Origin of the sequence: Nostoc sp. FACHB-152, assembly GCF_014697475.1 — a bacterium.
GTDB lineage: Bacteria > Cyanobacteriota > Cyanobacteriia > Cyanobacteriales > Nostocaceae > Nostoc_B.
Window position 1 is genome coordinate 1 of sequence record NZ_JACJRV010000071.1, and the last position, 21,501, is coordinate 21,501.

21 protein-coding genes are annotated in these 21,501 nt (G+C 40.6%); 5 read left to right on the plus strand and 16 right to left on the minus strand.

Going from position 1 to position 21,501, the window contains the following annotated elements; genetic code table 11:
• Window positions 1-395 precede the first annotated feature (395 nt).
• Both H6G76_RS28765 and H6G76_RS28770 read right to left on the minus strand, forming a co-directional pair.
• The gene (locus H6G76_RS28765) at window positions 396-722 is read right to left on the minus strand and encodes a hypothetical protein (protein ID WP_190708720.1); all 327 of its coding nucleotides are present in this window, start codon (window positions 720-722) and stop codon (window positions 396-398) included.
• Between the two features lie 443 nt (window positions 723-1,165).
• Window positions 1,166-1,462, minus strand: coding sequence for a hypothetical protein (locus H6G76_RS28770; RefSeq protein ID WP_190708722.1), 297 nt, complete (start codon window positions 1,460-1,462; stop codon window positions 1,166-1,168).
• An 834-nt stretch (window positions 1,463-2,296) separates the two neighbouring features.
• On the opposite strand from H6G76_RS28770, the gene H6G76_RS28775 reads away from it, so the two are divergent.
• Both H6G76_RS28775 and H6G76_RS28780 read left to right on the plus strand, forming a co-directional pair.
• On the plus strand, window positions 2,297-3,631 hold the full coding sequence (locus H6G76_RS28775; RefSeq protein WP_190708724.1) for an HlyD family secretion protein: 1,335 nt from the start codon (window positions 2,297-2,299) through the stop codon (window positions 3,629-3,631).
• Between the two features lie 350 nt (window positions 3,632-3,981).
• Entirely contained in the window at window positions 3,982-4,440 is a 459-nt protein-coding gene (locus H6G76_RS28780) for an orange carotenoid protein N-terminal domain-containing protein (protein ID WP_190708726.1), read from the plus strand.
• 47 nt (window positions 4,441-4,487) lie between these two features.
• Here H6G76_RS28780 and H6G76_RS28785 read toward each other — a convergent pair whose 3' ends face one another.
• Entirely contained in the window at window positions 4,488-5,132 is a 645-nt protein-coding gene (locus H6G76_RS28785) for a hypothetical protein (RefSeq protein WP_190708728.1), read from the minus strand.
• A gap of 84 nt (window positions 5,133-5,216) precedes the next feature.
• Here H6G76_RS28785 and H6G76_RS28790 point away from each other — a divergent pair, with 84 nt between their 5' ends.
• Window positions 5,217-6,695, plus strand: a complete 1,479-nt coding sequence (locus H6G76_RS28790; protein ID WP_190708730.1) for a CoA-acylating methylmalonate-semialdehyde dehydrogenase — start codon at window positions 5,217-5,219, stop codon at window positions 6,693-6,695.
• Between the two features lie 21 nt (window positions 6,696-6,716).
• On the opposite strand, the gene H6G76_RS28795 is transcribed toward H6G76_RS28790, so the two are convergent.
• On the minus strand, window positions 6,717-7,013 hold the full coding sequence (locus H6G76_RS28795) for a DUF2087 domain-containing protein (protein WP_190708732.1): 297 nt from the start codon (window positions 7,011-7,013) through the stop codon (window positions 6,717-6,719).
• A complete protein-coding gene (locus H6G76_RS28800) occupies window positions 6,994-7,152 on the minus strand; it encodes a hypothetical protein (RefSeq protein WP_190708734.1) in 159 nt (52 codons plus the stop codon). Before H6G76_RS28800 ends, H6G76_RS28795 begins: the two co-directional genes overlap by 20 nt.
• A 69-nt stretch (window positions 7,153-7,221) precedes the next feature.
• Between H6G76_RS28800 and H6G76_RS28805 the strand changes: the two genes are divergently transcribed.
• Window positions 7,222-7,599, plus strand: coding sequence for a hypothetical protein (locus H6G76_RS28805; RefSeq protein WP_190708736.1), 378 nt, complete (start codon window positions 7,222-7,224; stop codon window positions 7,597-7,599).
• 108 nt (window positions 7,600-7,707) lie between these two features.
• Here the strand turns inward: H6G76_RS28805 and H6G76_RS28810 are convergent, their stop codons facing one another.
• Window positions 7,708-8,496 (minus strand): dienelactone hydrolase family protein, encoded by a 789-nt coding sequence (locus H6G76_RS28810; RefSeq protein WP_190708739.1) that lies wholly within the window; start codon window positions 8,494-8,496, stop codon window positions 7,708-7,710.
• Between the two features lie 153 nt (window positions 8,497-8,649).
• Here H6G76_RS28810 and H6G76_RS28815 point away from each other — a divergent pair, with 153 nt between their 5' ends.
• Window positions 8,650-8,820, plus strand: a complete 171-nt coding sequence (locus H6G76_RS28815; RefSeq protein ID WP_190708792.1) for a hypothetical protein — start codon at window positions 8,650-8,652, stop codon at window positions 8,818-8,820.
• A gap of 54 nt (window positions 8,821-8,874) precedes the next feature.
• Here the strand turns inward: H6G76_RS28815 and H6G76_RS28820 are convergent, their stop codons facing one another.
• From H6G76_RS28820 to H6G76_RS28865, 10 genes are all read right to left on the minus strand, one after another.
• Window positions 8,875-9,699, minus strand: coding sequence for an FHA domain-containing protein (locus H6G76_RS28820; protein WP_190708741.1), 825 nt, complete (start codon window positions 9,697-9,699; stop codon window positions 8,875-8,877).
• A gap of 306 nt (window positions 9,700-10,005) precedes the next feature.
• Window positions 10,006-10,728 carry a 6-phosphogluconolactonase gene (gene pgl / locus H6G76_RS28825; RefSeq protein ID WP_190708743.1) on the minus strand — a complete coding sequence of 241 codons (723 nt, stop codon included), beginning with the start codon at window positions 10,726-10,728 and terminating at the stop codon, window positions 10,006-10,008.
• A gap of 564 nt (window positions 10,729-11,292) precedes the next feature.
• Entirely contained in the window at window positions 11,293-12,876 is a 1,584-nt protein-coding gene (locus H6G76_RS28830) for an alkaline phosphatase (protein WP_190708745.1), read from the minus strand.
• Window positions 12,877-13,143: 267 nt separating this feature from the next.
• On the minus strand, window positions 13,144-14,025 hold the full coding sequence (locus H6G76_RS28835; RefSeq protein ID WP_190708748.1) for a hypothetical protein: 882 nt from the start codon (window positions 14,023-14,025) through the stop codon (window positions 13,144-13,146).
• A 417-nt stretch (window positions 14,026-14,442) separates the two neighbouring features.
• Entirely contained in the window at window positions 14,443-14,817 is a 375-nt protein-coding gene (locus tag H6G76_RS28840; protein ID WP_190708749.1) for a hypothetical protein, read from the minus strand.
• A gap of 204 nt (window positions 14,818-15,021) precedes the next feature.
• Entirely contained in the window at window positions 15,022-16,797 is a 1,776-nt protein-coding gene (locus H6G76_RS28845; RefSeq protein WP_199337568.1) for an AarF/ABC1/UbiB kinase family protein, read from the minus strand.
• Between the two features lie 419 nt (window positions 16,798-17,216).
• Complete coding sequence (locus H6G76_RS28850) at window positions 17,217-17,483, minus strand: type II toxin-antitoxin system YafQ family toxin (RefSeq protein ID WP_190708751.1); 267 nt, start codon at window positions 17,481-17,483, stop codon at window positions 17,217-17,219.
• 2 nt (window positions 17,484-17,485) lie between these two features.
• Entirely contained in the window at window positions 17,486-17,725 is a 240-nt protein-coding gene (locus H6G76_RS28855) for a hypothetical protein (RefSeq protein ID WP_242056554.1), read from the minus strand.
• Window positions 17,726-17,857: 132 nt separating this feature from the next.
• On the minus strand, window positions 17,858-18,220 hold the full coding sequence (locus tag H6G76_RS28860) for a hypothetical protein (protein WP_190708753.1): 363 nt from the start codon (window positions 18,218-18,220) through the stop codon (window positions 17,858-17,860).
• 317 nt (window positions 18,221-18,537) lie between these two features.
• Window positions 18,538-21,135: a M1 family metallopeptidase gene (locus H6G76_RS28865; protein ID WP_190708756.1), complete on the minus strand. Its 2,598-nt coding sequence runs from the start codon at window positions 21,133-21,135 to the stop codon at window positions 18,538-18,540.
• Window positions 21,136-21,501: the final 366 nt, after the last annotated feature.

The following is a 21,501-nucleotide window of genomic DNA, read 5'->3' on the forward strand; positions in this document are numbered from 1 at the left end:
CCGCGTCGGAGCGAAAAGTTGAGCCAGTGCGTTGGACGGGTTCCCCGGCATAAAGCAACTGGCGTTGCGCGTCCGGGTTTCCCGGCGCAAAACTTTTCAAGACAGAGGGGTTGGGGAGAGGTTCATCGAACTCACGTTAATATAGTAATTTAAATACGAGAAATTAAGCTTTTTAAACCTCTCCGCGCTTCGCGGAGAGGTTTAGAGAGGGGTTTTTGATAATTTGTCGAACTCACGTTAAAAAAATACTTTTCGGATCAGAAATTTATTCATACAGACACGCAAAGGTGCAGAAACCCAGGAAAGAAGTAGTGTTCTTCCTTGCTTTTCTGCACCTCTGCTTCCTCAACGAATAAATTCCTTATCCGAAAGGTATTGTCTACTATATGTCAATCTCAACAATCAAAAATGTCGTCAATGTCAAGATCAATGTCTAGGTGTTTTAGTTTACTCCCTAGTTTTTGTTTGATTTTGGCGCGTATTTTCTCGACTTTTTCTAAAGCTTCCTTCTTAGCTTTAGCTGTTTTTGCTGAATCACCCTTAGAAAATTCGACCTTTATTACTGAGCCGCCTGTTTTAGTTACGCTAACATGGCTGCTAACGACACTCTTACCACTCGTAGAAGAAGAAGTAGAAGTCACACTCACACCACCACCGGAGAGATTTACTTCTTCTATGTCATCCAAGCCTATAAACACAGAGTTTTTTTGATTGCTTTCCATGATATCACCTTAACCTAATTTGCTAATTCTCAATCAGTACTCAATGTTGCCGAGTTCTCAAAAATTCGCCTTCAACATCTTGACTGCGCTACTCAATAAAGAGCAGCATTATTAGAGAAATAAAGCTGTCAGACCTTATGAACTGCTGTTGTTAACACACTGCCATAAGTTTTTTGACTTTGCTTGAATAAAAGGTAGATGGGTACGAACAAACGTATGGTACGACAACCTAAATAAAGACAAGCTAAATGGCTGGTAGGATTGAGTCAATTAGCAATTATTTCTCACGTAAAAGTAACTCAACCTGCGTCAACAGGCTAATCATTTCAGACGCAATTATCTTTATCAAAATGCAGTTAGTCGGAATTTTTACGTTTATTAAATTACCCTTCTACTAATTATACTAAATCTTCTAAGTTTGTGGACTAATTATACTAAATCTTCTATGTTGGTGAACCTACTTCCAATCTTACTAGGCTATTTTTTCCTATCAAATCTTTAACGTTATAGGTGCCGTCATTTTTTTCAGGTATTATTTTAACATTGCTGTCTTTGGCTATGATTGTTTTCCCTGTTGGGACAACATATGTTCCATTTCGTTTATAAAAAATAGCACTCTTAGTAGCTAATTTATCTAGTGCTGCTTCTTTAGCGTCAGATGTAGAAGGGTTTGTACTGCCGCCACCAGAAATATTGGCTTCTTCGTCAGGCCTTAATGCAATGAAAAATGTGCTTTGCATAATCTCAGAAATCTCATTAGTAATGGGGAACTGACAGAGGCACTACTTAAAACTGATAGAAAAATGGTATATTCAATAACATTTTTGTGCCACTGCTCTGATTATAAGATTTTTGATATTTATGTCAGCACATATGCAACATTTTTTTTTAAGAAATATTGACTATAATCGTACAAATAAGTACATATTTGGCAGTATTAACCCAAGTATAAAACTATAAAAGCTTGGCTAAAAAAGCTTCTGCCATTTAATTAAAAATAAGCTTTATCTGATAAATTTATACTTTATGGTGTTAATTCTGTGTTTGCTATACAGAGCAATATAATACAATATATGTTAACAGCATGAATAAACAGCAACATACTTTATTAAAGTGATTTACCTCTATTTTGGAGAAAAGGTTATTCGGTTTATACAGACTATTTTTAAGTAAATATCAAGCAAGTAAATTACAGTATTAAAGTATCCATAATGACAAAAGTACTATGTATAAAATAACTTATTACTTTGATTGAATTTATACAATCAATATTTTATCTATGATAAATTGTACTGATGCTAGTATAATTTGAGCTTAAAACGATAAAGTAATCTGATCCTTAACAGATTGTAGTATTACTTATTTAAATCAGATAGATGTAATAAACCTAACTAAATGATAACTTATTATGTATATAGCTATAAAATTATTAAATACTATAGTATTGAAATATATTTTATCTATATAAAAAATATCTACCTATAGATAGAGGTTAAATTTTTATTGTTTTATTCACTATATCCAAATCATTTTTTGCTACATTATTTGCACAATCAAAATATTTTGTAACTTTTATGTTTATAGACCCCCAACCTGATTTTCTCCGCATAGTTGAGAACGATGAATATCTGCCACCAATCGGTATATGGACAAGACTAGGAGGGATATTTTTAGTTGGTACTGTGTGTACAGCCTTCGGCTTTTCTAGTGTCATTAAATACAATGTGACAGTGGACGCTAATGCTACTGTCCGTCCTACAGGAGAAATACGGTTAGTGCAAGCAGCAGCCGAGGGAACGGTTACAAGCATCAAGGTAAAAGAAAATCAGGTGGTGAAAAAGGGAGATGAAATTGCACTAATCGAAAAATCTGAATTGCAAAGTAAAAAAAGCCAGATTATCGGTAATATTCGGCAAAATCAATTGCAACGATCGCAAATCAATGCACAGTTAAAAGCATTGGAGGCTCAAATTGCTGCTGAGTCTAATGCGACGCAGCGAGCGATTATGTCTGCACAAGCTGAACTAAGTGGTAGCGAACGAGACTATCGAGACAAGCAAATTACAACTCAAGCAGAAGTGGCAGAAGTAGAAGCCTCTGTAGAGTTAGCGAAAGAGGAATTAAAGCGATATCAGCAGCTAGCAGATACAGGAGCGATCGCAACTTTACAAATTAAAGAGAAAGAACAAGCTTTTAAAGCAGCACAAGCAAGATTAGAACGCACTAAAGCTGCGCTTAACCCTCTTAATTCAACTGTGGAGATCGCACAACAACGCATTGCCCAAGAACGAGCTAAAGGGGAGTCTACCCTGGCTACATTGAACAGAGAAAAACAACAGCTGATTTCACGTCAAGTAGAAATTCAAAATCAAATTAGCAACGCGCAAGAAGAGTTAAAACAAACCTTCACACAACTGCAAAGAACTGTAATTCGGTCTTCCGAGACAGGTACTATCCTCAAACTAGAATTAAGAAATACTGGACAGCTTGTGCGGATTGGTGACGCGATCGCTCAGATTGCTCCTAGTGCTGCGCCTCTGGTAATTAAAGGTCGTGTTGCGGCTGCTGATATTAGCAAAGTACAGATATGTAAAGCAGCCAAAGTATCAGAATGTACAGAAGGCAAAGTAGTAATGCGGCTTTCTGCCTATCCTTATCCTGATTATGGCATTCTCAAAGGTGCGGTTAGAGCAATAAGTGCCGATGCTATTACACCTCAAAATAACGGTAGCATTCAAACATTGCCTTACTATGAGGTGACAATTCAACCAGAAAAACTTAATTTGACCAAAAATGGTAAACCCTATCCGATTCAAGCAGGTATGGAAGTGACAGCTGAAATCATTTCCAAAGAAGAAACACTACTAACATTTATTTTGAGAAAAGCCAGATTACTTACAGATGTGTAGGCTAATTGATCAGGCTAGAGTGCATAGTTTGTGAAAACAAGATTAAAGATCTAGCTATTTTAGTTTCACCTAAAGATAGCTAATTTCAAATTAATTAAATAAAGCTTGATTATTAGACAATAAGAATTAAATAAGTATGGTCGTTATACAGGCGATCACACTCAGTTATATCAAGGTGAATAATAGCGTCTAATACAACATTTACATCCGTCAAAAGCTGCATAAGTCATTTATGTCTCCGGTAGGGTTAAACTCCAAAGCTTGATTTATAACATTTTGTGAGTGAGAGACAAAAAATTGTCCTCCGTAATTATCATCACAAACATTCATCAAGCGATCAGAGATATTTTATGACTTACGCAACCGACGAAAGCACAAAACAAGCTGTAGAACAGTTTCGCCAATTTGATGTTGATACTAAGTTAGCCTTACTGTGGTTTGGCTATCTAGATATCAAAGAAGACATACTCCCTGCACAAAACGAACCTGCTGAAGAAACTACTGGTCAAGCTGTTTACGATCACATTCAAGCTTTACCACAAGAACAACAGCTACAAGCGCAACGTGATCTCGTTAGCCGCGCAAACAGCGATATTAGCCGGGCTTATAGTGCTTTACACTCTAGCGGTAAATTGAATGTATGGTTACGCCTAGCACAGGGTATTGAAGGTCAACAGATTATTACCGTACCTTCTGACTATGAATTGCCTCAAGAAACACAAGATTTTGTAGAAAATGTTGAAAACTTTGATTTAGAACAGCGCATTGATTTTATGCGTAGTATCGTGCAAGAAATGGGCGCGCAGTAATTAGAGTAGAGACGTAGCATTGCTACGTCTCCTACATTGATATCGACCTATTTCAGCAAAAGATTTTTAATTTCTCGTTTAATATTATCTCTAGCAGCTGGTTCTGCAAATTCAAACATCAAAGGCGTAAAATAAATACGCTGACGCTGCAAAAATTTATTTAAAACTAGATTACGACCTTGAATATAATCTGCATCGGATAACCATGCATATTCTTGACGAATAGCATTAGCATATTCTTGATACTGCACTAAATTAGCAGCTAAGATTGCTAAATCTGCATCTAATAAAACTTGGCTATCATCATCATCAGCCGCTTGGTGGTGTTTGGTATGAAGAATCAGACGGGTGACTGTAGCGATCGCATCTTGTGGCAAACTTAAATTACTCAGCAACTCACAAGCATAAGCTGCACTTTTTTCTTCATTATCTTGGGCTTGAGGGTCATACACCACATCATGAAGCCAAGCCGCAAGTTGAACAGCCGCTAAATTTTGCGTATAGATTTGCAGAATGTCTATTGTGCTGAGAACGTAATTAATATGTTGCAGTGTGTGGTAAGAGCGATGAGGACTAGAGTAAGCTGTGACTAACTGTGTAAATGCTTCTTCAGCAGCTAATTTGTCAACATCAAAGGTTTGGAGAGTAGTTTGCCACTGACACAATAATCTATCTGTATTGACTGGTTGCATAAGTATCACGCGAAGGCGCGGAGAGTATAAGGAGAGTTTAAAAGACTAAGATAATATTGCTGCATCTACATTCTACTGATCCTCATGAATGCTATTTCTAGCTTACCTAACTACATTAATGGCCAGTGGTTAACATCTAACGCTACAGAATATTTAGATGTGATTAACCCAGCGACAGCCGAAATACTGGCGCGTGTGCCTTTATCACCAGCATCAGAAGTGAATCAAGCAACCCAAGCAGCAGCTGAGGCTTTTGTAAGTTGGCGACGCACTCCCGCCACAGAACGGGTGCAGTATTTATTTAAACTGAAGAATCTGCTAGAAGAACATTTTGAAGATTTGGCGCGTACTATTACTCAAGAATGTGGCAAGACTTTAGCTGAGTCTAAAGGTGAGATGCGCCGCGCAATTGAGAATGTGGAAATTGCTTGTGGTATCCCGATGATGATGCAGGGAAGCAACCTAGAAGATATTGCTAAAGGTATTGATGAAATGATGATTCGTCAACCTTTGGGAGTAGCGGCGGTGATTTGTCCGTTTAATTTTCCGGGGATGATTCCATTTTGGTTTTTACCTTATGCGATCGCCACTGGCAATACCTACATTGTTAAGCCTTCCGAAAAAGTGCCACTGACGATGCAAAAAATCTTTCAATTAATCGAAAAGACTGACATACCACAAGGAGTAGTTAACTTAGTCAACGGTACAAAAGCTGCTGTAGATGCAATTTTAGACCATCCCCAGATTCGAGCGATTAGTTTTGTTGGTTCTACACCCGTAGCGAAATATATATACAGTCGAGGTGCAGCCAACGGTAAACGGATGCAATGTCAAGGCGGTGCGAAAAATCCGATTATTGTCTTGCCAGATGCAGATATCGAAATGACAACCAAAATCGCGGCTGATAGTGCTTTTGGCTGTGCGGGACAACGCTGTTTAGCCGCTTCCATTGCCGTTACAGTCGGGGAAGCAAAGCAAACATTTACCGAAGCCATAGCCGAAACAGCAACAAAGCGCGTAGTGGGCAATGGTTTAGACCAAGGTGTAGAGATGGGGCCTGTAATCACCACTCAAAGTAAAACAAGAATCGAAGAATTAATTCAACAAGGTGCAGAAGAAGGTGCAAGACTCTTAGTTGATGGGCGAAATCCCGAAATTACTGGTTATCAACAAGGAAACTTTATCCGTCCGACTATTTTACAAAACGTCAACCCTGCTGGGGAAATTGCCCGCACAGAAATATTTGGCCCAGTGTTGAGCTTGATTCATGTAGATAGTATTGATCAGGCGATCGCCTTAGTCAATAGCGGTCAATATGGCAACATGGCTTGTTTATTTACCAACAGTGGTGCAGCCGCGCGTAAATTCCGCTACGAAGCCGAAGCCGGTAACATTGGCATTAATATTGGTGTGGCTGCACCGATGGCATTCTTCCCCTTTAGCGGTTGGAAAGACAGCTTCTTCGGTGATTTGCACGGACAAGGTAATCATGCAGTCGAATTCTTCACCCAAACCAAAGTGGTTGTAGAACGCTGGCCGAGTAATTGGTCACGTCAATTTTAAGACCAATACTCTGCGTTTACCTCAGCCTTGCTCCGCGTTAAACCCATCACACCAATATGCCGAACCATCACGTTCTCTATTAATTAATCTCCTTTCAAATAATTCTCGCCGCAACATCGCCGCATCACCAAAAGTGTGATGTTGATTTAATATTGCATTCACCTGTTTTTCGGTATAAATTACACCAACCTCAAACTTCATTGCTAAATATTCCAACACCAACCTTTGAAACTTGCCCTTATTGCGCTTTGAAGGCCATTCTTTCACACGGCCTTGTTCATCAAGATAATTTTGCAGATCAACAGAGTAATTCGTCATGATTCCAATAAATAGGCGATCGCATACTACCGCATCTGCCCTTCAGCAGCCACCAATGAATCTTTCTGGAGACATTTGCTAATAATACAACCACAGTTAGATTTGATTTAACATCTTCTGTATGTAAATTGCTGATCATTAATGGCACTTCACCCAAACGAATGCGTCACCATTAATCATCATCAGCCGCCAACACTAACAGGAAAACATGAAACAAGCAATAATTGCCGCTTCACTTGGTTTTTTCACATTATTTGCTCCTAACCAAGCATCTGCTCAACTAATACCGCAACCTTGGGTTTCTGTTGGGAGCAACGAGGGTGATATCACCTATGCTGTAGGAGCAAGAGCTTTTAGTTTAGGTGTTGAAGTTGGAAATGGCCCTGATGGTGCTACTGGAGTAGATGTTTTGAAATTTGTCAACTTACCTGTTATTTCACCTTATGTAGGATTAGGGTTATATTCTGAAGATAAAGGTGTTGCCTTTTCCGGTGGTGTTCAGGTAGGTGCAACTAAAAATGTTTTTGTTGGAGCCGGTTATAATTCTGTGCGCGGATTTAACGGTCAAGTGGGTATCAGATTCTAACTTTAATTTTTAGGATTTTTTATTTGATTTGTAAAAATTTAGTGTGATTTATATCCCCGACTTCTTCAAGAAGTCGGGGATTTTAAAAGCTATTAATCGCGCCTGAGTTTATTTACGAAAAATTTCTACAAAAAATTGCCGCATATCTTGCCAAGAACGTTGGTCAGCAATGGGATTATATAATGCTCCTTTTAACTGACCTTTGTTTTCTGGGTTAGTAAAGCCATGTACTGCACCACCATAAGAAATTAATTGCCAGTCTACATTGGCTTGACGCATTTCGTTTTCAAATGCTTGGACTTGTTCTGGTGGTACAAATGGATCATTAGCACCCTGCAATACTAATACTTTGGCTTTGATATTTTTGGCATCGTTAGGGTTTGGTGTATCGAGGTTGCCGTGAAAACTGACTACTCCGGCAATGTTGGCACCACTACGAGCTAGTTCTAATACTGTACCACCGCCAAAACAATAACCGATCGCCGCAATCCGGTTAACATCAGTTAGGGAATTTGATTGTAATGCTTTTAACCCAGCTAAGGCGCGATCGCGCAACAATTGACGGTTTTGGCGATAAAATGTGGCTAGTTTACCTGCCTCTTCATTATTCTTTGGTCTGACACCTTTGCCATAAATATCGGCAGCAAACGCAACATAACCGAGTTTTGCTAACTGTTCTGTGCGTTGTTTGGCATAAGACTGCAAGCCATTCCATTCATGTACCACCAACACGCCAGGACGCTTACCTTTAATACCATCATCGTATGCTAAATAACCTTGTAAAACTGTATTTCCTTGTTTATACTCAACATTCTTTGTTTGAATTGCTGCCCATGTTTGTGTAGCAGCTAATAATACAGTTACAGGTGTAATCAAAGCACAAAGCAGTAATTTCATTAGCGGACACCCAGTATTAATAGTAATCTGGGATGATTATGCCTGGAAACGTGGGAAAACAAAACTATCTCAATAAAAGCAAAAGCCAACCAGGCTAAAATCTCTTTACTCCTAGCTTGAATCCCCAGAGAATTAAAACTGGTCATCTCGGATGTGAAAGTTAGACTCCTGGTTGAGAAAGCCAGCGTTCGGTCGCCAGACTCCCTCAAGGTCAATTTTACAGATCAGGGTGATAAATTACTTGGCGGTAAATACATCCAAGGCAAGCTAATGAGTAAAGTTCCAAACCTGCTGTTTACTGAATTATTTCAAATAATTCCTTAACTTTGTGCTGTAAACCCTTCATACTAATGAAGGGTTTTAACATCTTACAAAGTTTCAATTAAACTGAAAGATAAATGTTACCAAGTCACCTTTGCCGAGGCTGATGCGATCGCCTGGGCGGAGGCGGTGTCTGTTTCCTGGTAATAATGGCAAGTTATTAATGTAAGTGCCATTAGAACTTCCAACATCTTCCACATAATAAGCATCTCCCTCAACACGAATGTCTGCGTGTATGCGAGAGACAATTTCCGAATTACTAAACCCTGAAACATCAATATCGGGGGGAATACGGTCATTAGGTTTACCGATGTGAATTACCGATAGACTTTGAGGTAATTCAATTTCGCGATCGCTTTGAATATGAACTAACCGCGCTGTTACTTGCTGTAATTGTGTTCTCGCAACGGCTGGAGTTGCTAGTGGTGGTGGTGCTGGTTCTGGCTCTGGCTCTGGTGCTGGTTCTGGTGCGGCTACTGGTTCAGGAGGTGGGGTAGGAATGACAGCTTCAGCCGCAACAGTTGGCGGTGGTGATGGAGGTGCGCTTTCAATTACTACTGGAGGTGGTGCGGCGACGGCTGTTGGTGGTATTGGTGCAGCCTGTTGTTGATTAATACCCAAAGCGTCTGGTTGTAGCAAGTCTAACATTGGGTCTGGTGTAACTAACGGCTGTGCTTGTACAGGCATTTCAGGGGCAACTGTGGCAGCTGGTGCAGCAGCAGAGTGCAGATTAAAACCACATTGTCCGCAGAAAGCAGCATCAGCCTGCACAGTCGCTCCACAATTGGGGCAGTTACTAGTCGCTGGTAAAGGCGTATAGCAGGCTTCACACTGGACTGCGCCATTAGGATTGGGATGATTGCAATTCGGACAGACGATCATTGATTTAAGCCTTTGTTGAAGATCAGCGTAAGATTTACTGGCAAGCAGAGGTATAGCAGGGAATAGGTAACAAGTGACAGGGGGACAGAGTTAAGAGTCGTTTAGTGTCTAAGGTTTGTTACCTACCGATGTCCTAACTAGCTAGGCTATGGCTATAACTTGTAGATGCTTCTGCTTCCACTAATCAGCAGTTGGGCAAGGAGACAACCTAGCTTTCGATTTTAACAACTACTTTTGTGGATAGCTGCTAGAAAGAAAAAAGGCTGAAGTATTAAGTATAAAGGATGGAATTTTATACTTCATACTTCAAACTTCACCCTTTGCTCCGGCGGCCGAGTCTAGTAGCCACCAAAGTTCTCCTTGAGGCCGAATTAAGCGAGATGGGTAGGAGAAGTCATCTGCTTCTGGTGCAAAAACTTTGGCTAACGCTGGTCGTTTATTAGCACCAGCAACCACAAAAATAACGCTGCGAGCAGCGTTGATGAATGGGTAGGTAAAGGTGATGCGAGGGTTCCCGTCTTTGTTACCCACAGTAATTAAGCGATCGCTTACTTTTAGTGCTTCTGTGTGGGGAAACAATGATGCAGTATGGGCATCATCACCCATGCCGAGCAATATGACATCTAAAGCCGGAAACGCACCGGGAGCAGCATGAAAGAACTCTCGCAAATGCTGTTCATGTTTAGCGGCAGATACGGCTGGATCGCCATCTAAAGTAGGCACGGCATGAATGTTAGCGGCTGGGATATTCACGCGATCTAGCCATGCACGCCGCGCCATCAGTTCGTTGCTATCGGGATGATCTGGGGGAACGTAGCGTTCATCGCCCCAGAAAACATGAATTTTATCCCAAGGCAAATTTTTTGTAGCGATCGCTTCATATAAAGGTTTAGGTGTACTACCACCGGATAAAGCAATAGTAAATTGCCCCCGTTGTGCAATGGCAGTTTCCAACTTAGATAAGATTAACGAGAGCGATCGCGCCACCAAGGCTGACTGATCTGATAGAATTTCTACCGTTTTGTTCATGGCTTTATCTTTACATTGCCTGCTTCCAGCAATACGATACCGAACTTCTTACAAACCATCCTTTGAACTTCTGAAACTTTTAACATCTTGAAATCATCTCGCCGTTTACCCTTGCGGTTTAAAGGGAGATCCATCAACCTCAAGATTCATGTTTCTGTTTCCTTCCCTTTCGGATTTTACCAACTGCTTTTTAAACGGAAGTTCTCTACAAGCAAAAAAGCAAGGCGGAAGCACAGGGAGGCGGGGGAGCAGGGGAGAGGTTTGAAGTTATTACCGACCATTCAAATTGTGCAACTTGAATGCACATCAGCTTATCAAATAAGAAAAAGCCCACTTACGTGAGCTAATCAATCTGGAGGTAGTAATTCAACGTGAGTTCGATGAACCTCTCCCCAACCCCTCTCCGTCTCGGAGAGGGGCTTTAATATCTTGGTTAGGAACAAAAAATTAAGCTTTCTAAGCCTCTCCCTGCTTCGGGGAGAGGTTTGGAGAGGGGTTCTTTATCATCGGTCGAACTCACGTTAATTCAAGCGATGCCTACGGCGGGCTGCGCCAACACATTTTTTACGAAATCTGTTGCGCTCCGGCTCGGCCATTTTCCACAATAAACGAAGCCAGATTGTTAATCGTCGCTGAGAATCTGTCAGTAGTTGTAGAAACGGTGCGGTAGTCACTTTGCCAAACATTGGGTTTAATTTGGCAACGAACATAGCCGCGTACATCGCCGTTAAAAAATTTGATGTGGGGGTTTTCTGACAAGTTCGCCTGGACGCTGCTAGCCCAAGGGCAAAGCGAACTGATTGATGTCCCGGCAAATTCTGTTGCTACAGTTTTCGAGTTTGGGTCATCAAAGTTTTTCTTAATGTCTTGCACGCAGAAAGAGTGCCAGTCACCTGTAATAATCACTGGATTTTTAGGACGGCGACTGTCGATAAAGTCGATAATTCTTTGCCGTGCAGCAGGATAACCATCCCACTGATCCATATTGAATGCTTTTTCATATCCAGGTTGATAATCCACCTGACCAAACCAAATTTGTTGAGCAATCACATTCCAACGGGTGGGAGATTCTTCTAATCCTTGCAATAGCCACCGTTCTTGCGGAGTACCCGTCATTGTCAGTAATGGATTTTTACGGTCTGGACAATCGGGTGCTGATGGGAAGGTTTGTAAGCAGGGTTGGTCTGAGCGATATTGGCGAGTGTCAAGTACATTGAAACTAGCAAGTTTGCCAAAGGTGAACTGTCGATATAACTTCAGTTCGTCCCAATTTCTGCTTGGTTTAACTCGGATGGGCATATGCTCGTAATATGCCTGAAAAGCTACTCGACGGCGAAGCCGAAATTGTTCCGGAGTCTGTATATCTGGATCTTCAGGTACAAAACCTGCCCAGTTGTTATCTACTTCGTGGTCATCCCAAGTCACAATCCAAGGGAATGCACCATGAGCCGCTTGTAAGTCGGGGTCTGTTTTGTATAATGCATGGCGGTTACGATAGTCTTCTAAAGTAATAATTTCTGGACTATTGTGCTGCCGTACTCTGGTGGTATTAATTCCACCTTCATATATATAGTCACCTAAGTGAACCACAAAGTTCAGGTCTTCCCCAGCCATAAATTTGTAAGCTGTGTAGAAGCCGCTTTGATACTCTTGGCAAGACGCAAAGGCAAAGTTCAGTTGGTTAACGTTTGCGTACTTGGCGGGTGCTGTGCGAGTCCGTCCAATGGGGCTAATTTCATTCCCGACTTTAAATTGATACCAGTAATAGCGGTCAGGTTCTAAGCCGGAAACATCAACGTGAACAGAGTGTCCTAAGTCGGGGGATGCAACTGTTACTCCCCGTCGCAGTACCTGTCTCATAGATGGGTCAGTAGCTACTTGCCATCTCACCTGGATGTTTTGTTGCGGCATTCCACCACCTCTGATGGGGTCAGGAGCTAACCGCGTCCATAAAATCACACTGTCTGGTAGCGGATCGCCGGATGCTACACCAAGGGTAAATGGATAGCCAGAAAAGCTTGGTTGAGCAATTACCCGGTCTGAAAATTGGCTGGCAATCGCAAATCCTGCTAAACCTCCAGCACCAATTAACAAGTTTCTCCGCTTCAGTTTTACTGACAGCAAACTTTCAACATTTAAATTGTTCATAGCTCCCCTCTCAAAATTTGGTAAACCTTAGAAGAGGAGGAATACTGATACATATTTAAATTGCAGATGTAGCCATTACTCTTGCAATTTTAAAAGTGCTTTTTCGAGATGACTTACAAACTGCTAGCACCTAAATACTGTTAAAAATATTCCTCCACTCCTCAGGTTTTATCCGCGCTGGAGAAAAGCTATTGGTTGAAAGTTAACAGTTAGTCAAGCGATATTCAATTTTCGGTTAAATTTAAGTTAATTGTCTAATTTAACTTTTTATCTATAATAAAACTCAAAATTCTTTAAAGTAACAATTCGCAAACGCAACAAATAGAAAAAATATAAAATCTGTTTCCGAATTTTAATTATTAATTTTTTCATTAGAGAATGTTGAGGATATTCCAGCTTTCTCTGCTGTTCAAAATATATTTTCATATCTTGCATATTCGATTGTCCCTTTTTTACCCTGATTAATTCTGTTCTATCTTTAAAGAAATTAATCCCATCCATTGCACACCATCTTACAGGTAAACCTGCTTGCGCTGCGGCTATACCGATGGCATTACCTTCGCCCTCATACACTCCATTTAACTCATAATAGGCAGCAATAGTATCCCATTGCTTGAGGAATTCAATTTCTTTACCTTCATCTTTGGTGACTGCAAATAAGTACTCATAGACAAAGTTGACATTGGAACTATCTAACTCTAAATTCAACTTTTTAGCTAGATTTTTAGTAACTTTAAATTCTTTGAGCAGCTTGCTATCTGAGCCTCCTGAAAAAACTTTTGCATATTTATTAGACATCATCTCACACCCTCTAGCATTGATGCCGGGCGTTGTAATCCACTCCATATCGTGGGTAACCGGAGCCAAGATTCGCATATCTGCATCCAGAAATATACAGGAATCAAATAAAGACAAACCCTTGGCGATCGCAAATCTTTTATCGTGATATAACTTAACGCTTTGCTGTTGATGTTTAAAAGCTAAAACATTAGGCTGTTTACTAAAATCTCTAGGTTCATCAGTTAAAACAATAAAAGTAGTTTCTGACGAGTATTTTTCTAAATCTTTAGCTAATAATAGGGCAAGATTACGATAGTTCTTTCCAAATGCTAAGGTGCAGAAGCAGAATCTAGCAGGTTGTAATTTCATATTTGTTGCCCTTCAGTATTTACACTGAAGTTTAATCCAAACAGAGGTGGAAATTCTTGAAGTTTTTGTAAAAAATACTGGCACTGCTCATATCATGTTCAGTAAAATACCTAGGATGAACGTGAGTTCGACAGATTTAAAAAAACCCACTTCCATTTAATTTATCTATATGCTTCGGAAAGGGGTTGGGAAGATAAGATGTTCATCGAATTCACTTCAGGATTAAAGCCTTATCATTAAGGCCGTAGGGCCGTAGGGGAGGCAGTGCCTTAGGCGGATTTTCCGACTTGTACCGCTAAATCGGAAGCTAACCGTATCAAGTTTTTAGTGAAATGATATGAGAAAAATAACAAGAAACCTGACTCCTTTGGGCAATCAGGCTTTTAAAATGCATTTTTTAATAAAGTTCTTGACTATCTAAGACCAGGAATCTAAATCTAAAGATTGCATTCCTTTGTTTTTGGCAAAATCTAGCATACTGCCCAACTGCAACCATACAAGCAAGCAAGTTAAAAGGCTGAGTGGCAAACCAACACCCAAAGCCATGAAAGTAGGAAACCCAAATATTGCTAACCCTGAGTAAAGGAACAAGGTAACACCGAGAGTTATACCTAAAAAGGGTACTAATAATTGTCTAGTAAAAGAACGTGATTCAGCTATTTCTGCACTATTTTTTGACCATTTTCGTACAATAACTTTCAGTGTGCCAGATAAACCAAAGCCAGAAGTTACGGCTATAAATAAACCAACAGCTAAGAGAAAATAAGGCGGTTGTTCAGGAAAATAGTACATGAAAACTCCTATGATATTAAAGGTAAAATTTTATAGTAGGTGACAGGTAATAGGTGATAAGTGATAAACCTCTAAGGCTTTTGCTGGCTAAGTTTTATCATCTAGCAATTCCTAACTACTCTGACTATTTCCATAACAGCAAAGCGGAAAAATTCAGGGGATAGGAAGCAAAAATGCTCCTGACTTTCACCCTGAATTTTGTTCTTAGCGTCCAATTCCGGATGCGGAATTACCAAAATTAACAAGGGTAGTAGCTTTTGGGACGATCGCAGCTACGCTTTCGCGGGATAAATTTGTTAAAAAACCGATCGCTACATCTAATAAACGATTAGGCTTAATATCATCTTTGACTAAATCCCACAACCGTTGTACTTCTTCGGTATGCAGACGGTCATCTTCTGTGAGTGCTAACACTAACTGTCGCCGCAGGAATTTACCTTCTTCTGACAGTAAATATTGAAAACCCATTTGGGCTGTAGGCAGTACATCAAAGTTACCATCGGTACGGGCGATCGCAATTAAATCTTCCAATCGCTGCCACTGGAATTTACCATCTTTAAATAGTACATTCAGCAACCGTCGCCGTAATTGCGGAGATTCTCCAGTAAGTAATCTCCGTGCAATATATGGATAACCCACCTCAACAATTTTGAAATTGGGGTTAAGGCTGAGGGCAATACCTTCTTGTGTCACCAAAGAACGAATAATTAAGGCAAACTTGGCAGGAACCCGGAAGGGGTATTCATACATCAATTCCGAGAATTCATCGGTAATTGTTTTGAAGTTAAAATCTTGAACATTCTTACCAATAGCGTTGCCTAATACTGCTTCTAATGCTGGCACAATCGGGCAAATATTCGTGTCTGGTGTTAAAAAACCCAAATTCACGAAATCCGTGGCTAAGTCAAGATAGTCTTTGTTGACCAGATGGACTAACGCATCTACCAAATTTTCTTTTGTGATTTCTTCTAACTGATCCATCATACCGAAGTCGATGTAAGCCATTCGACCATCGGGCATGGCAAATAAATTACCTGGATGGGGGTCAGCGTGAAAGAAACCAAATTCTAGAAGTTGGCGTAAACCCGAAGTTACCCCTATCTGAATAATTACCTCTGGATCTAACCCAGCTGCACGAATACTTTGAGTATCTGTCAGCTTGAAGCCGTTTATCCATTCCAGAGTCAAAACATGATTACTCGTGTAACGCCAGTAAATAGCCGGGACTTTCACCTGCGGGTCGTTACGGAAATTGTTAGCAAATTTTTCCGCGTTGCGACCTTCGTTAATGTAATCTATTTCTTCAAATAACTTAGTGCCGAACTCGTCCACAATTAAAGTCAAATCATGACCGAGATTGAGGGGCAACCAAGGTGCAAGCCAACCCGCTGCCCACCGCATTAAATAAAGGTCAAGGGTGAGAGTTGGGCGTAAGTTGGGACGTTGGACTTTTACTGCTACTTCTTCACCGCTAATCAAACGACCACGGTAAACTTGTCCCAAACTGGCCGCCGCCACAGGGTTTGGTGTTAATTCGCTGTAAACGTCTGATATCGCACACTCAAGTTCTTTTTCGATAATTGCATAAGCGATCGCATTATCGAAAGGTGGTAGTTGGTCTTGTAATTTCACCAACTCTTCCAAGAAATCTTTGCGAATTAAGTCAGGTCTGGTAGACAAGGCTTGACCAACTTTAATGAAGGTAGGGCCTAGCCTAGTGAGCAGTTGACGCAACTGGGTAGCTCGTTTACCTTTGTTCTGCTCGACTTGATTTTGCCATTCGTCCCATTTCAGACTTAAAATGAATCTAGCAAAAGACCAGATAATTCTCAGCAAGCGTCCCCATGCCAACCAGGGGCGGTAACGATAGTGACGAGCGATCGCTTCTGGATTGTATCGCTTTAGCTGAGCAGGTTGATACTCACCCACGCTTTTGTTTGCCTCTTCAACTGAGAAATCTACACTGTTGTTTTTTTGCATCCGAAAATGCAAGCTAATTGCTTGTTGAGGATAACTGTAGTTTTTTATAAAAACTATTAAAATTTAGCTTTTTTAAATAGACACACGGCTATAAAAGGCTACCGTACTGCCTAGATTTTTTATCTTTTCCTTAATTATACTTTATAAAAGTACAAAAAATCTCCGCAAATCGGGCAGAAACAAATTGGCAATAGTTAAAGATTTGTTAAGGAGACTTTTCTCCAGCGATACTTGATGCATGATACAGCACTTGTAATTTCAGTGCCTATCTAAAAACTGAGATGACCGGGTTTCGACTTCGCTCAACCCTCTTCTAGTCAGCTTATAGAGCATTGAGCGACTTGCCTTGAGCGTAGTCGAGGGGAGTCGAAATGCGTCTTCTAAATAATTGTGTCCACCTACTTAATAGTTCGTACTGCTCAATAAACCTCGTCATGGCTACCAATATCTACAAGCACAGCTTTTCCATCTTCTGTAAAGTAGAACAGTACTCTTTCATCGTAATCTACGCTAAAACTCCAGAATTCCTGGAGCTTGCCCGATAGTTTGTGCGTTTTTAAGCTTGGATCAAATGGATCTACAGTGAACTGTTCCAGTCTTTGCCAAAACTTTGCTTCTAAATCTACGTTGCCTTTGATGCGCTTTTTAAAAGCACGTTTGAATGGAGAACTGAAACTAACTTCCACGATTACTCCTCTATCAGTTGTCTCAGATCCTCGATGTTGGAGGAAAACTTCAGTTCACCTTTCTGCTGTTCAATTTTTGCTAACTGAAAGTTATCGTATATCTCTTCACGGCGCTCTTCAGGAAGGTATTGCTGCAACAAAAGTTGAAGTTCACGCTTCTCATCTACTGAGAGACTTTTGATTACTTCGACCAGATCACTAAAAATCATCGGCTGCAAGACTTCATTGTACTCATCCATCATTCTAGCTAACGAGGAACAAAGCTCTCAATATTAAAAAGGTGGGTGACATTTTATTTACACAGTCTACAAGATTTTGCGATCGCTCATGGTCATTTCATTTAAGTACGTTGCAAGATAGCCTATCAAGTTGGATCAAATCTTGAAGTGGATTGCAGCTAATTCATCGTCATTCCCACCTTGCTTTTTTAAAGTATTCCAAATTACCGAAAAGTTGTGTAACTCGGAAGCACCTTGCCTAATCCAATATTTAGGAGAATTGACCGATATCTCTACTAATGAGTTTTCATTCCAAAATCTGAGTAAATAAACTTCAATTTCATTGCCAACAGTCGGATAAGTCTTGAACTTAAATTCGTTGTACCATTTCTTGGCGCAGAACAATAATTCTTGAGGCAAATTACCTGTAATCCAAGTATCCCATTCGCCACCTGCATCGTGAAGATAATCATAATGTTGATCAATCGCTTTTCCTTCCTGACTTAGTATGACAACCATCTTTTCATATTTAAAATAGCCATCATTGAAGAGTGAAAAGCTATGCTTATAAGACTTACTCCTAAATACTGCTTGAATAGCAAGGAAACCAATGCAGTTTTGACAAATTCCGTCGTATCTATCCGTACTTGGGTAAAGAGTTATTTTGGGCCTACAGTATATGCAACAATAGGCTGATTCTAAGTTGTTCATATGGTGCCTCAAAACTGTCAACCAAGCAGTACATAACAGACAGAATTTTTCCATGTGCAAAGATGTGCGTGACATTTTATTCACGCACGCTACTGAAATAACAAGCCTAAATTAGTGCATTAACACTATGAATCCGATTTTTTAGACTTCGCCTCCAAATCTTCTAAGCGACTTTTAAGTTCTTGGTTTTGTTGTTTGATTTGGTCGAGTTCCTCGCGCAATTGCCGCAAGGCAGTTTCCGGGCCGATATGCTTTTGGACATTGGCAATTTCTTCGTCAGCATAGCGACGCACTCGCCCATCGGGCGTTTGGTCGGAAAGTGCGCGCAAAATCCCAATCGCTTTCGGTGTCTCCATTTGTCCCAAGGAGGCGACTACCGCCATTTGAGTTAAGAAGAAAGTTTCTTTGGCAAGTTCTGCTAATCTGTCTAAAATCCGTTCCAGGTTTACAGGCGTTTGACCAACGGAAATCTTACCTAAAGCCCGGATAGCTGGTAAACGTAATGCTTGTGGAATCCCCAGTTTTGTGTATTCCAAGAGTAGATTTAAAGCTGCTTCTGAGGTTTTGAGTTCTGCTAAACCACCAACCGCCCCAGCGCGGACTACTTCATTCCAACCTGCTTTTTCTTCTAAAACAGATTTTAGTAGCTTGATAGCTTTATCTTCCTTGGGCTTTTCGTCTAGATTAGCAGCTGCGATCGCGCCAATTGCACGGGCGGCGGCGGCTTCTACATAATAACTGCGATCGCCTTCCTGCACTACTTCTTTCACAGCCTTATAACTATCATGGGTTTTGATTGTTGCTAATGCTGTGACTACAGCACGGCGCACATAAGGATTTTTATCTTTTAATCCAGCGATTAACCCATCAAAAGCCTGATCTAACTTGACTTCTGCCAGATGTTTTGCTACTTCTACCCGCACACCCCAAAATGGTTCGTTTTTCAGTGACTTTGATAGGGCTTTGGTAGCTTCCAAACCACCTTTTTTCGCCAAAGCTGCGGCTGCATAAATCCGCGAAAGGGGGTCAGGGTCAAATTCTAACTGTGCTTTTAACTCAGGTACAGGATATTCCAAAGCTACAGTTTTCAGGAAATGATTACCGACATCAAAACTAATAAAATCAGGTTTGGCTGACAGTGGAAAGTAGAAACTTTGTTCGTGTTCATGCACTCGGACGGTAAAAGTTGTTAGCTTTGCAGGTTCTCCTTTCTGTACATGACCGAATCCGATGGGAATTTTTAGGTCAAATAAATCTTTACTACTGTTTTTATCAGCTTGGGTTTGGGTAACTGTGACCTTTGCTAAATTAGCATCTCCATCCCAAGAGTAAGCCAGTTTAAAATCAGGATGACCGCCACGATAAACGTATTGGTCGAAGAGGAAAGCTAGATTTCGTCCTGTTGCTTTATCAACGGCGCGGAGTAAGTCTACTGTCTCAACTGTTTTATGGGCATTATCTTGGACAAATGTTTGAATAGCGTGCCAAAATAATTCCTCTCCCAATTCCGCCCGAATCATGTGATAAACACAAGATCCTTTTTCGTAGATGTGTCGGTCATAAAGTTCAATGGCTTCGCGGTAAACATGAGTTACCATTGGTCGGCGATAGCGGCTGCTATCTTCGCTTAAGTAACTACGCGCCTCTATTAAGCGATAGTATGCGGCTTCTTCTGCACTGTATTCATGTTCTGTCCACATGACTTCTGAATAAGAAGCCATACCTTCTTTAATCCAAGCATGAGACCAATGCTTAATTACCAACAAATCGCCAAACCATTGGTGCGCCAGTTCGTGAACGACTAAACTTTCGGTGTTGCGGTTATCTAAAGCGGCGCGTTCATCCAAAAGACAACGGTCTGTTAATAAGGTGGTGGAAGTATTTTCCATCCCCCCAAAGATGAAGTCATCAACGCAAACTTGGGCATATTTAGGAAAAGGGTATGGATAACCATACTTTTCACTCAGAAATTCAACCATACGGGGAGTTTTGCCCATACTGCGTTTAGCATCTGCTTCCCGGCCTTTTTCTACGTAGTAAGTGACTGGTTTACCTTTCCACTCATCACGAATTTCGGCAAAGTCGCCAACAGCCAGAGTCATCAAGTAGGTGGGATGAACTTGCTGCTGTGACCAATGATAGATTTTGTAGTCTCCTGCGTCAGAGGTGTCAATTAATTCACCGTTAGAAATTGCCACTAGAGACTTAGGAACCCGGACGCGAATTTCGGAAGTAGATAGTTGACCGGGATAATCAAAGCAGGGGAACCAAAAACGGGAGTCTTCGTCTTCACCTTGAGTCCAGACTTGAGTTGGCTTGTGAGGATAGGGTTTGTCTGGTTGGATAAAGTAGATACCACGTTGGGGTTTTTCGGCTGAGTATGCGATCGCAATCAATATTTTTTTGCCAAGTTCGGTTGGTTGCGAAAGCTGAATCGAAAGCTGTTCGCCGTCGTAGTCAAATTTTTGTGCTACCTCATCCACTTGCACAGACTGGATATTTAAGTTGACTGCATCCAGCGTCAAACGCTCAATTCCACTGCGGACTGGCAAAAGACGAATACTACAACTGCCTTGATAACTTTGATTAGGGATATCTAAACTCAGATCAAGAAAAATATGCTCTACCTGACCAGGGCGATCGGGGTTATAGTGTGGTCTGGCTCCTGGTAGCTCAAAAGATTTGTGTCCGTTATTTTCTGTATCAAAATAATAATTCGACATTGATGCTGACTGGCCTTTTAATCCTAAAAAGTCTAACTAGATGTATGAAATTACCGCTATTTAGTTGGGTGTTCAAATCTAAATAGCAGATAGGTAATATGCAATCTTTGCAATATTTGAAAGATTATAATTAATCTTTCTCTCGCGGATGTGGATATTTTTGCCTTTGATAAATTTTCATTGAGTACAAATACTCGTAAATTTTTTCATAGCTTAGAATAGCTTGGCTCATTCCAACAAGACCCCTTGCGAGATGAATCACAAATCCTTTACGGATTTAGCTCTCATCTTATTGAAGTATTTTTTTGGGGTTCTTGTTGCTGCTTGTATGTATATTTACTAATTTTAACAGTGAAACCCTGAAGA

Coding starts and splice junctions, on each gene's coding strand:
- H6G76_RS28765 (WP_190708720.1), bottom strand. CDS start 722: ATGGAAAGCAATCAAAAAAACTCTGTGTTTATAGGCTTGGATGACATA.
- H6G76_RS28770 (WP_190708722.1), bottom strand. CDS start 1,462: ATGCAAAGCACATTTTTCATTGCATTAAGGCCTGACGAAGAAGCCAAT.
- H6G76_RS28775 (WP_190708724.1), top strand. CDS start 2,297: ATGTTTATAGACCCCCAACCTGATTTTCTCCGCATAGTTGAGAACGAT.
- H6G76_RS28780 (WP_190708726.1), top strand. CDS start 3,982: ATGACTTACGCAACCGACGAAAGCACAAAACAAGCTGTAGAACAGTTT.
- H6G76_RS28785 (WP_190708728.1), bottom strand. CDS start 5,132: ATGCAACCAGTCAATACAGATAGATTATTGTGTCAGTGGCAAACTACT.
- H6G76_RS28790 (WP_190708730.1), top strand. CDS start 5,217: ATGAATGCTATTTCTAGCTTACCTAACTACATTAATGGCCAGTGGTTA.
- H6G76_RS28795 (WP_190708732.1), bottom strand. CDS start 7,013: ATGACGAATTACTCTGTTGATCTGCAAAATTATCTTGATGAACAAGGC.
- H6G76_RS28800 (WP_190708734.1), bottom strand. CDS start 7,152: ATGATCAGCAATTTACATACAGAAGATGTTAAATCAAATCTAACTGTG.
- H6G76_RS28805 (WP_190708736.1), top strand. CDS start 7,222: ATGAAACAAGCAATAATTGCCGCTTCACTTGGTTTTTTCACATTATTT.
- H6G76_RS28810 (WP_190708739.1), bottom strand. CDS start 8,496: ATGAAATTACTGCTTTGTGCTTTGATTACACCTGTAACTGTATTATTA.
- H6G76_RS28820 (WP_190708741.1), bottom strand. CDS start 9,699: ATGATCGTCTGTCCGAATTGCAATCATCCCAATCCTAATGGCGCAGTC.
- pgl (WP_190708743.1), bottom strand. CDS start 10,728: ATGAACAAAACGGTAGAAATTCTATCAGATCAGTCAGCCTTGGTGGCG.
- H6G76_RS28830 (WP_190708745.1), bottom strand. CDS start 12,876: ATGAACAATTTAAATGTTGAAAGTTTGCTGTCAGTAAAACTGAAGCGG.
- H6G76_RS28835 (WP_190708748.1), bottom strand. CDS start 14,025: ATGAAATTACAACCTGCTAGATTCTGCTTCTGCACCTTAGCATTTGGA.
- H6G76_RS28840 (WP_190708749.1), bottom strand. CDS start 14,817: ATGTACTATTTTCCTGAACAACCGCCTTATTTTCTCTTAGCTGTTGGT.
- H6G76_RS28845 (WP_199337568.1), bottom strand. CDS start 16,797: ATGCAAAAAAACAACAGTGTAGATTTCTCAGTTGAAGAGGCAAACAAA.
- H6G76_RS28855 (WP_242056554.1), bottom strand. CDS start 17,725: ATGATGGATGAGTACAATGAAGTCTTGCAGCCGATGATTTTTAGTGAT.
- H6G76_RS28860 (WP_190708753.1), bottom strand. CDS start 18,220: ATGGTTGTCATACTAAGTCAGGAAGGAAAAGCGATTGATCAACATTAT.
- H6G76_RS28865 (WP_190708756.1), bottom strand. CDS start 21,135: ATGTCGAATTATTATTTTGATACAGAAAATAACGGACACAAATCTTTT.